8 protein-coding genes, 1 tRNA gene and 1 pseudogene are annotated in these 9,867 nt (G+C 70.1%); 4 read left to right on the top strand and 6 right to left on the bottom strand.

The genetic code is table 11. The annotated features are described in order from the left end of the window. On the top strand, window positions 1-1,159 hold a 1,159-nt coding region (locus B9S57_RS11860; protein WP_146057747.1), incomplete at its 5' end, for a response regulator. Between the two features lie 107 nt (window positions 1,160-1,266). Here B9S57_RS11860 and B9S57_RS11865 read toward each other — a convergent pair. The 3 genes from B9S57_RS11865 to B9S57_RS11875 form a co-directional block, all read right to left on the bottom strand. Continuing rightward, a complete protein-coding gene (locus tag B9S57_RS11865; protein ID WP_103515517.1) occupies window positions 1,267-2,913 on the bottom strand; it encodes a long-chain fatty acid--CoA ligase in 1,647 nt (548 codons plus the stop codon). A 279-nt stretch (window positions 2,914-3,192) separates the two neighbouring features. After that, window positions 3,193-3,747: a SigE family RNA polymerase sigma factor gene (locus B9S57_RS11870; protein WP_103515518.1), complete on the bottom strand. Its 555-nt coding sequence runs from the start codon at window positions 3,745-3,747 to the stop codon at window positions 3,193-3,195. Between the two features lie 215 nt (window positions 3,748-3,962). Continuing rightward, window positions 3,963-4,280 carry a hypothetical protein gene (locus tag B9S57_RS11875; protein ID WP_103515519.1) on the bottom strand — a complete coding sequence of 106 codons (318 nt, stop codon included), beginning with the start codon at window positions 4,278-4,280 and terminating at the stop codon, window positions 3,963-3,965. A gap of 264 nt (window positions 4,281-4,544) precedes the next feature. Between B9S57_RS11875 and B9S57_RS11880 the strand changes: the two genes are divergently transcribed. Next, window positions 4,545-5,432, top strand: a complete 888-nt coding sequence (locus B9S57_RS11880; RefSeq protein ID WP_103515520.1) for a bifunctional DNA primase/polymerase — start codon at window positions 4,545-4,547, stop codon at window positions 5,430-5,432. A gap of 7 nt (window positions 5,433-5,439) precedes the next feature. Here B9S57_RS11880 and B9S57_RS36350 read toward each other — a convergent pair. Both B9S57_RS36350 and B9S57_RS11890 read right to left on the bottom strand, forming a co-directional pair. After that, window positions 5,440-5,571, bottom strand: a pseudogene (locus B9S57_RS36350) (transposase); the annotation flags it as partial. A 148-nt stretch (window positions 5,572-5,719) separates the two neighbouring features. Continuing rightward, complete coding sequence (locus tag B9S57_RS11890; protein ID WP_103515521.1) at window positions 5,720-6,187, bottom strand: MarR family winged helix-turn-helix transcriptional regulator; 468 nt, start codon at window positions 6,185-6,187, stop codon at window positions 5,720-5,722. 102 nt (window positions 6,188-6,289) lie between these two features. Between B9S57_RS11890 and B9S57_RS11895 the strand changes: the two genes are divergently transcribed. Next, window positions 6,290-7,504, top strand: a complete 1,215-nt coding sequence (locus B9S57_RS11895; protein ID WP_103515522.1) for an amidohydrolase family protein — start codon at window positions 6,290-6,292, stop codon at window positions 7,502-7,504. A gap of 466 nt (window positions 7,505-7,970) precedes the next feature. On the opposite strand, the gene B9S57_RS34430 is transcribed toward B9S57_RS11895, so the two are convergent. Then, window positions 7,971-8,064, bottom strand: a tRNA-OTHER gene (locus B9S57_RS34430). A gap of 253 nt (window positions 8,065-8,317) precedes the next feature. Between B9S57_RS34430 and B9S57_RS11900 the strand changes: the two genes are divergently transcribed. Next, on the top strand, window positions 8,318-9,697 hold the full coding sequence (locus B9S57_RS11900; protein ID WP_103515523.1) for an IS1380 family transposase: 1,380 nt from the start codon (window positions 8,318-8,320) through the stop codon (window positions 9,695-9,697). Window positions 9,698-9,867 lie beyond the last annotated feature (170 nt).

The raw sequence follows: 9,867 nt of genomic DNA on the forward strand, positions 1-9,867 counted from the left end.
CGCGGAGGCGCCGATGCCCGAGTCCTCGGACTCCACCCAGGGGCGTGCGTTCAGCGTCCGGACCCTGGGGCAGGGCGTGCCCTTCGCGCAGCACCTCGCGCACCAGCAGAACCAGACGCTGGGCGGTGCCGGACGGCGCCGCAAGCTCGCCGCCCCGCCCGAGGCGGAGCGCCCGGCACCGGCAGCGGCTCCGGCCGCCATGGCACCCGTGCCGCCGCAGCCCGCCCCGGCCCCTGTCCCTCCGCAGCCCGGCGGAACCCAGGGCAGCACGGTGACGGGCCCGGGCCGGCTGCTGTCGCCGCCCGCGTCCGAGGGGCGCTCGTACGCGATAGGGGCCCCCGACGAGGGCGCCGAGGGTCCGGAGCCGCTGGACGGCCCCGGTGGCGCGGTCGAGATCGCCAACCGCCCGCAGCCGCAGCCCGTCGACGACGAACTGCCCCCGGAGCCGCTGGACAACCCACGTCGGCTGCTGGTCTGGCCCGCCCCGGACGTGTCCACGCAGCAGGCCCTCAGCGACCGTGGCTACCGGCCGGTGATCGTGCACTCCCGTGAGGAGGTCGACGCGCAGATCGCGGCGTTCCCCGCCGCGCTGTTCGTCGATCCCCTGACCGGGCCGATCACCCGCACGGCGCTGCAGTCCCTGCGCCAGGCGGCCGTGGCGGCGGAGGTCCCCGTACTCGTGACGGCGGGTCTGGGGCAGGCGACCCGGGAAGCGGCGTACGGCGCCGACCCGGCCGTACTCCTCAAGGCACTCGCTCCGCGTGACAGCGACCAGCATCCGCCGAGGGTCCTGGTGATCGAGGAGCACGAGGAGATCGCGCTCGCGCTGACGGAGACCCTGGAGCGGCGCGGCATGCAGGTCGCCCGGGCGTCCGGCGACAGCGAGGCGGTCGACCTCGCCACCCGGATGCGGCCCAACCTGGTCGTGATGGACCTGATGCAGGTACGCCGCCGACGGGCCGGGATCATCGACTGGCTCCGCGCGAACGGCTCGCTGAACCACACGCCGCTGGTCGTCTACACCTCGGCCGGCATGGAGGAGGCGGACCTGCCCGGGCTCGCCTCGGGTGAGACGGTCCTCTTCCTCGCCGAGCGCTCGACGAGCGACGAGGTGCAGTCCCGGATCGTGGATCTGCTGGCGAAGATAGGGACGAACTGACGGCCGGACATCATCGGACGCGCACGACGAGGGCGGTACGGGAAGACCCGTACCGCCCTCGTCGTGCGCCGTGGCCCCGTGCCGGGCTTCCCGTACGGGGAGCCGGCTCAGAGCTGGGTGATGTCCAGCTCCCCGGCGGCGTACTGCCTGCGGATCACCTTCTTGTCGAACTTGCCCACACTCGTCTTCGGCACCGCCGGGATGATCGTCCAGCGCTCGGGCAACTGCCATTTGGCGACGGACTGGGCGAGGAAGGTCCTGAGCGCCGCGTAGTCGGCGGTGGCGCCCTCCTTGAGGACGACGGTCGCCAGCGGGCGCTCGCCCCACTTCTCGTCCGGGACGGCGACGACCGCGGCCTCGGCCACGTCCGGGTGCGCCATGAGCGCGTTCTCCAGCTCGACGCTGGAGATCCACTCGCCACCGGACTTGATGACGTCCTTGGCCCGGTCGGTCAGCGTGAGGTAGCCCTCGTCGCTGATCACGCCGACGTCGCCGGTCTTGAGCCAGCCGTCCTCGCTGAACTTGTCCTCGGGGCGCAGGTGCCCACCGTCAGCGCCCCCGTAGTACGCGCCGGCGATCCAGGTGCCGCGCACCTCCAGCTCGCCCGCGGACTCGCCGTCCCACGGCAGGTGCTCCCCGGCCGGACCGACCAGGCGTGCCTCCACGCCGGCCGGGAAACGGCCCTGCGTGATGCGGTACGGCCACTCCTGCTCGTCGGTGAGACCGGCGGGCGGGTTGGACATGGTGCCGAGCGGCGACGTCTCCGTCATCCCCCAGGCGTGGCAGAGACGGACGCCCAGCTTGTCGTACGCCTCCATCAGGGAGGGCGGACAGGCGGCGCCTCCGATGGTGACGCTGGCCATGGAGGTGAGGTCACGGGGCTTGGCTGTGACCTCGGCCAGCAGCCCCTGCCAGATGGTCGGCACGGCGGCGGCATGCGTCGGCCGCTCCCGCTCGATCATCTCGGCGAGCGGAGCGGGCTGCAGGAAGCGGTCGGGCATGAGCATGTTGACGCCCGTCATGAAGGTGGCGTGCGGCAGCCCCCACGCGTTCACGTGGAACTGGGGCACGACGACCAGGGTCGTGTCCTTGTCGGTCAGCCCCATCGACTCCGCCATGTTGACCTGCATGGAGTGCAGGTAGATGGAGCGGTGGGAGTACACGACGCCCTTCGGGTCGCCCGTGGTGCCGGAGGTGTAGCACATGGCGGCGGCCCGGCGTTCGTCCAGCTCGGGCCAGTCGTAGGAGGTGGGACGGCCGGCGATCAGCTCCTCGTACTCGTGCACCCGGGGCGCGACAGCGTCCAGCGCCGAGCGGTCGCCGGGGCCGGACACCACCACGTGCTCGACGGACGGCAGGTGGGGGAGCAGCGGTGCGAGCAGCGGCAGCAGCGAGCCGTTGACGAGAACGACCTTGTCGTCGGCGTGGTTGACGACCCAGATCAGCTGCTCGGCGGGGAGCCTCAGGTTGAGCGTGTGCAGCACGGCGCCCATCGAGGGGATGGCCAGATAGGCCTCGACGTGCTCGGCGTTGTTCCACATGAGAGTTGCCACGCGCTGGTCGGCGTCGATGCCCAGCTCGTCGCGCAGGGCGTTCGCGAGTTGCGAGGCGCGCCTGCCGATGTCGGCGAAACTGCGCCGGTGCGGCTCCGGCTCGCCGGTCCAGGTCGTCACCTGCGACTTCCCGTGGATGGTCATCCCATGAGTCAGGATGCGGGTCACAGTCAGCGGTACGTCCTGCATGGTGCTGAGCACGGCGTCCTCCCGGTGGGCGCTACGCGGCAGTAAAGGTGCGCTGATTCTGCTCACATACCAAGCGGTATGTCACTACTTCCGGGGGTACCAATCGGTGTCGGTCCGCAGAACCGGACTGCGCCGCGGCCCGCGCGGGTGGTGCGGATCACCGGCGGAGAGGGGCGGGCCGCAGGCGGGCGGAGCGGGGATCACCGACGGAGGAAGGCTCGGCCCACAGGCACGCAGGGCAGGGACCACCTGCGGAACGGGCCGGGCCGCAGGCCCCCGCGGGGGCTCGCGTCACCGCACCGGGCTGAGCTCCGGATCTTCACGGAGCTTCCCGAGCGCCCGGGACACGGCACTCTTGACCGTACCGACGGACACCCCCAGCACCTCGGCCGTCTGGGCCTCGCTGAGGTCCTCGTAGTACCGCAGGACGACCATGGCCCGCTGACGGTCCGGGAGCTTGAGCACGGCCCGCCACATCGCGTCGTGCAGAGACTGCTGCTCGGCCGGGTCCGGAGCGGGCGGGGCCTCCTTCTCGGGCAGCTCCTCGCAGGCGAACTCGTCGACCTTGCGCTTGCGCCACTGCGAGGTACGGGTGTTCACCAGGGCGCGGCGGACGTATCCGTCGAGCGCCCGGTGGTCCTCGATCCGCTCCCAGGCGACGTACGTCTTGGTGAGGGCGGTCTGGAGCAGGTCCTCGGCGTCGCTCGGGTTGGCGGTGAGGGAACGCGCGGTGCGCAGCAGCACAGGGCCCCGGGCCCGCACGTACGACGAGAACGACGGATAGCGGCGGTGTCCGGCGGAGGCAGCGGCCGCCCTGGAGGCACCGGTGCAGACTGGCGTGGTCATCACTCCACGCTAGGAGCGGGTGGGGTCGAGGTAATCGGCCCCAGGTCCCGAAGCCACGTCCGTCTCAGGTTGTAGGGGCCGGACGGGCTCCACCTCCTGAAGGTGGAGGGCACCGGATCCGGCCTCAGGGTCCTCACCCCAGGGACAGGCGCCCCGTTCCCCTCCGGCGCAGGTGGCCCGTGCGGCGGCGGCGACGCCGCACGGACCACCGGAACTCAGTTGCCCCAGAGCGGCGGGAAGATCACGTAGAAGTTGTAGGTGGACTGGTCGATGTAGGTGTAGGGCGATCCGCTCACCTGGACCGTGTTGCTGTAGTTGGAGGCACCGGCGCCCACGGCCTGTTGCTGTTGCGTGGTCGAGTTGCCGGTGTTGTCCCCACCCACACCGGCCGACCCGATGGTCGCCACGCCCGCGTTCGATCCGTCGCTCGCGAACGCACCGTTGTCCGCCACGGCGACCCCTCCGAACAGAGCGGCGGCAAGGGGCAGAGCGGCCACGGCAGCGAGGGCGCGAGCGGTACGGATACGTGCCATGTCAATTTCCTCCAGAACCCGGAATGCGGCTTGATACGGCTGGTTCATACGGCTGGTCCCGAAGCGGCCGGCCGGCCACCTCGGTGCTGATCACGACGTCGCGGGAGCAGAAATGCCCACCGCGCGCCCGGTGAACCGCCCGGGCCGCCCGGTTCCCCCGCACGTATGAGGACGACCCGGCAAACCTCCCGGACGGGGGAAGCACCGGCAGGCAGAACACAGCACCCTCTTCCCTTCTTCGAACGTCTGTACGAAAATGGCTCCATGGCCACCACCGACCGGCAGACCGCCACCCTGGCCCTGACCCACGCGCTCTCTGCCGCCGAGCACGGGCTCCCCGTCTTCCCCCTGTCCGCGACCAAGCTCCCGGCCCTGCGCTCCCCCCACCGCGACGAGTCCCCTCCCGTGCACTGCAGGGGCGCCTGCGGACTGCCCGGTCACGGTGTCCACGACGCCACCACCGATCCGGCCACCGTCCGCGCGCTCTTCGCCGCCGCACCCAGGGCCACCGGATACGGCATCGCCTGCGGGCGGCCGCCGCACCGCCTCATCGGCATCGACCTCGACATCGACACCACCCACGGCAACGACTCCGTCGCCGCACTCCAGCACCTGGCCCTCCAGCACCTGTTCACCATCCCGGCCACCGTCACGGTGCTCACGCCCAGCGGCGGCCGGCACCTCTGGCTGACGGGCCCGTCCGGCGTCTCCGTCCCCAACTCCGCCGGCCGCCTCGCCCCCGGCATCGACGTACGCGGGGCGGGCGGCTACCTGGTCGGCCCCGGCTCGGTCACCACCCACGGCCGGTACCGGCTCGCACCCGGCACGGCGCACCTTCCGCCGGCACCCTGCCCCCGCGCCCTCCTGCGCCTGCTCACACCCCCGCCGCGCCCCCACCGCCACCCGGCGGGCAGGACGTCGCCCACCTCCCGGCAGGGCGAGGGCCTGGTCCAGTTCGTGCGCGCCGCACACGAGGGCCAGCGCAACACCCGTCTGTTCTGGGCGGCCTGCCGCGCCTACGAGCACGGTTTCGGCGACGCCCTCGCGGACGCCCTCACCGAGGCCGCGATCCGCACGGGCCTCACCGAACAGGAAGCCCGCGCCGCAATCGCCTCGGCCGCCCGCCTGACCAGCCCCCGACCCAACTCCTGACCAGGCGGCGTGTCTCGTAGCGGATGCGGAGCCGTTCGAACTGGTGGAGCCAGGCGAAGGCCCTCTCGACGGACCAGCGGATCTTGCCCAGGCCGGATCCGTGCGAGGCGCCGCAGCGGGCGATCCTCGGTGTGATCCCGACTTGAGGTCACACCTCAAAGGGCTGGTGTGGCCGGTTGCCAGGACTCGCACCCTGTTCACGGATGGGTGTCGGAACGGTAGATCGTCCGTCAGCGCAATCGACGCCTGGGGTTCCCGGCCGTGGCCGGCCTCGGGGCGCTGCCCGTTCAATCGCGGCTTGGGGTCTGCTTCCTGGACCAGGCGGTGGCGTCGGCTCCGTATCGAGTCAGGAGCCGTGCGAACTGGATCCGCTCCTCCGGCGACCAGGCGACAGTGATCTCCAGGAACGCTTCTCGCTGTTCGACGGCGAAGCGGTTGCGTTCGGCCTCGCCGTGCTCGGTGAGTTCGAGCACGGTGCGGCGCCCGTCGGACTGGGATGCCGCCCGCCGCAGCAGCCCGTCCGCTATGCAGGCGGCGACGGTCCGGCTGGCCACCGGCTGCGCGACGCCCATCTCGGCGGCAAGCCCGCCGACGGTCGTCTCGCCCGGCGCGTCGGCGATGACGTTGAGCACGAGGTTGCGGGAGAGATCCTTGCCCGTGGCCGGTGCGCGTCGCCGCAGACGGGACAGCGCCGGGCCGATCTGATCCAGCGCCCGGTCGTCGGAGGGCTGCTCGGAGGAGGAGGTGCTGCTCATGTGCCGAGTCTAGGCCCGGCCAGCACATTTGCATACCATTAAATAAGTCCATAGCATCAGGTATGTAAATCTTGAACGAACCAGGAAAAGAGGCGGACCGCCATGGCGCTCACCGCGATCACCAACGCGCAGATCTTCGACGGGGAGAAGGCGGTCGGCGTGCGGACCGTGGTCATCGACGGCGGGAGGATCGCCCGCGTCGGTGGCGACGCTCCCGAGGGCAGCGAGATCGTCGACGGCAGCGGCGCCACACTGCTGCCGGGACTCATCGACGCCCACGTCCACTCCGCCCCGGGCTCCCTGGCGCTCGCCCTGCGGTTCGGGGTGACGACCGAACTGGAGATGCAGGGGATGAACACCCGGGAGAACCGGGGGGTCATCACCGACGACGACACACAGGCTGACGTGCGCTCCTCCGGCTTCGCCATCACACCGCCCGGCGGTCACCCGAGCGAGCTGATGCCCGAAGGGTTTCGGCCCAAGTGGGACCTTCCCCCGGTCATGCCACTGATGCCGTTCTCCACCACACCCGAGGAGGCCGCCGCCTTCGTGCCGCAGCTCCTCGCCCGGGGGTCCGACTTCATCAAGTTCATGATCGACGACGGCACCGTAGAGGGACACCCCGGACTGCCCACGCTCGACCGGGCCACCGTGCACGCCGGTGTCGCCGAAGCCAAGAAGTACGGCGCACTGACCGTGGCCCACGCGCTGACCGTGGAGGCCACCAGGACGGCCGCCGAAGCCGGCATCGACGGCGTGACCCACGTGTTCATGGACCAGCCGCACACCGCCGAGATCATCAGCCTGATCAAGGACGCGGGCATGTTCGTCATCCCCTGCGTCACTCTCAACGCCTCGATGATGGGGATCACCGGCAGCGAACTCGCCGACGACCCCCGGGTCGCCGCACGCCTCGACGCCGACTGGGACCGGACCCTGCGCTCCAGCTATGACCGCTACCCGCAGGGCAAGCTCCACGACGTCTACGACACCGTGCGCGCACTGGACACTGCCGGTGTCGACGTGCTCGCCGGAACCGACGTCTCCATGCCCGAGACGTTCTTCGGGGGCCTGGCACACGGAGCGAGCCTGCACCACGAACTGCAATACCTGGTGACAGCCGGCCTCACACCCGCACGGACCCTGCGCGCGGCCACGGCGACCACGGCCCGCCGCTTCCGCCTGAGCGACCGGGGCCGCATCGCCGAGGGCCTCCGCGCCGACCTCCTACTGGTCGACGGCGACCCGACCAGCAACATCAGCGACACCCTCAACACCCGTGCCGTCTGGCGCCGCGGCGCCCGAATGGCGGCATGACCGCAGTCCCTGGGACGGTCGCCTTCGTGACGGACGACGCAGCACTCGCCGTGGACGCAGCGCCAACCGTCAAAGCCCCCGCCGCCGACAGCACGCCGAAGGCACTTCCGATGCTCTTTGCGTTGAGAACGCCACTCCCCTTGGATTGATCTTCGCAACCCTTGATCAAATCAGGGACGGAACTCAAAACAAGGGCGTCTTTCGGACGCTTCGGGAGCCGTCAGGGGCGCAAAGCATCGCGACTGAAGCCCCGAAAACACGCGCCGCTCGACCCACCCGCCACAAGCCATACCCATCGACAACTGTTTGAGCAGCGCGGGTGAGGGGTGTCATCCTGGCCCACACATGGTCCATGCGGGCTGATCAACCGTGAGATTCAGGCGCTCGGGGTGAGACAGGGTGAAACGCCGAAGGGGTGTCTCTCAGTGAGAGACACCCCTTCTGACCAGCGCCTACGCTGACCTGCTGCGGTGGGTGTGGGATTTGAACCCACGGTGACATCGCTGCCACGACGGTTTTCAAGACCTTTTGGCGGTTGGGCGGCTTCTGGATTCCCCCGCAGGTCAGGCGAGTAGAAGCCGCCCTGGTAGAACCATTGCCGTCGTCATCGTGCCCGCTGCGTGCCCCTCACTCGTGATGGGGTCCTGCTCTGCCCGACCGCGCACGCGGTCAGAGCGTTCTCTCATGCCTAGCCTCGGGCTTTCACGAGTGGGGTTGTCCGACGCTTGATCAAATAAGCGGAGAGTGCTCCTGACCTGCAACGATGGGACTTGTCTAGGGTCCAGTCAGCCGCACGAAAGAAGCACTCTCCAGGTGAGTAAGCGTATCGGGTCGTACCCGCGCGTCCGCGTCGAGGGCAGTGGCAGCGGGACGGTCTCGCAGGCCGGTGCGGTGCTGTTGGTCGAGACGGTCCGAAAGTTGGGTCTGGACACCGCGATATCGACGGCATTGGCGCCTTGGCGCAAGCCGCGGGCAGTGCATGAGCCGGGCAAGATCCTGCTGGATGTCGCGCTCGGAGTCGCTCTGGGCGGGGACTGCCTCGCCGATGTCGCCCTGCTGCGGGCCGAGCCGGCCGTGTTCGGGCCGGTGGCCTCCGACCCGACGGTTTCACGGCTCATTGACGCCCTTGCCGCTGCCGGACCAAAGGCGCTCACCGCGATTCGGTCGGCTCGGGCGAAAGTACGCTCGCGGGTCTGGGACCTGGCCGGGGCGAACGGCCCCGCCGCCGACGGCTCGGTGATCGTGGACATCGACGGCGTGCTCGTCCTTGCGCACTCCGAGAAGCAGGACGCCACAGCGACCTGGAAGAAGACCTTCGGCCACCACCCGCTCGTCGCGTTCGTCGACCATGGCCAGGCCGGGTCCGGAGAGCCGGTGGCAGCCCTGCTGCGGCCCGGCAACGCAGGCTCCAACACCGCGAGCGATCACATCGAAACAGCGCGACTCGCCCTGGCTCAACTCCCCAAACACCTGCGACGGGGCCGTCAGACACTGATCCGTACCGACTCCGCCGGCGGCACCCACGCCTTCCTCGACTGGCTCTCCAAACCGGGCCGGTGGCTGTCGTACTCCGTCGGAATGACCATCACCGACGCCATCCACCAGGCCGTGCTGAAGATCCCGAAGAAGGCATGGACGCCGGCCTATGACTCCGGTGGCACCGAGCGGCCCGGCGCCTGGGTCGCGGAGATCACCGACATGCCCGACCTGACCACCTGGCCGAAAGGGATGCGGCTGATCGTTCGCAAAGAACGCCCGCACCCCGGGGCCCAGTTGCGCTTCACCGACCTCGACGGACTACGGCTCACCTGCTTCGCGACCAACACCAAGGGCGGCCAACTCGCCGACCTCGAACTACGTCACCGCCGCCGGGCCCGCTGCGAGGACCGCATCCGAAACGCCCGAGACACCGGCCTGCGCAACCTCCCCTTGCACGACACCGCTCAGAACCAGATCTGGCTGGAGATCGTCTCCCTCGCACTCGACCTACTCGCCTGGATGCCGATGCTCGCCCTGACCGCAGAGACCCGCCGCTGGGAGCCCAAACGGCTTCGACTACGGCTGTTCTCTGCCGCCGCCCAGCTGGTCACCACGGGCCGCCGCCGTTGGCTCCGCTTCACCGCCCGATGGCCCTGGACGGATGTGATCACCCGCGCGATCCAACGGCTCGCAGCCCTACAGAACCCCGGCTGACCAGCAACTCCGACCGCCCCGACGAACCAGCGACATCCCGGAACCGTGGAACCCGGCGCCCACCCGACGCGACAGCCGGGCCGTCAACCTGCCCCGGCCCACGAAGTTCCGCACCTCGCAAGCACAGAGTCCCCGTCAGCGCACCGACGAGGACTCATGAACGATCGAGG

The organism is Streptomyces sp. SM10, from assembly GCF_002910915.1.
GTDB lineage: Bacteria > Actinomycetota > Actinomycetes > Streptomycetales > Streptomycetaceae > Streptomyces.

Excerpts from the sequence above, each read along its gene's own strand:
- B9S57_RS11870 (WP_103515518.1), bottom strand. The coding sequence starts at position 3,747 with ATGACCACGCCAGTCTGCACCGGTGCCTCCAGGGCGGCCGCTGCCTCC.
- B9S57_RS11875 (WP_103515519.1), bottom strand. The coding sequence starts at position 4,280 with ATGGCACGTATCCGTACCGCTCGCGCCCTCGCTGCCGTGGCCGCTCTG.
- B9S57_RS11880 (WP_103515520.1), top strand. The coding sequence starts at position 4,545 with ATGGCCACCACCGACCGGCAGACCGCCACCCTGGCCCTGACCCACGCG.
- B9S57_RS11890 (WP_103515521.1), bottom strand. The coding sequence starts at position 6,187 with ATGAGCAGCACCTCCTCCTCCGAGCAGCCCTCCGACGACCGGGCGCTG.
- B9S57_RS11895 (WP_103515522.1), top strand. The coding sequence starts at position 6,290 with ATGGCGCTCACCGCGATCACCAACGCGCAGATCTTCGACGGGGAGAAG.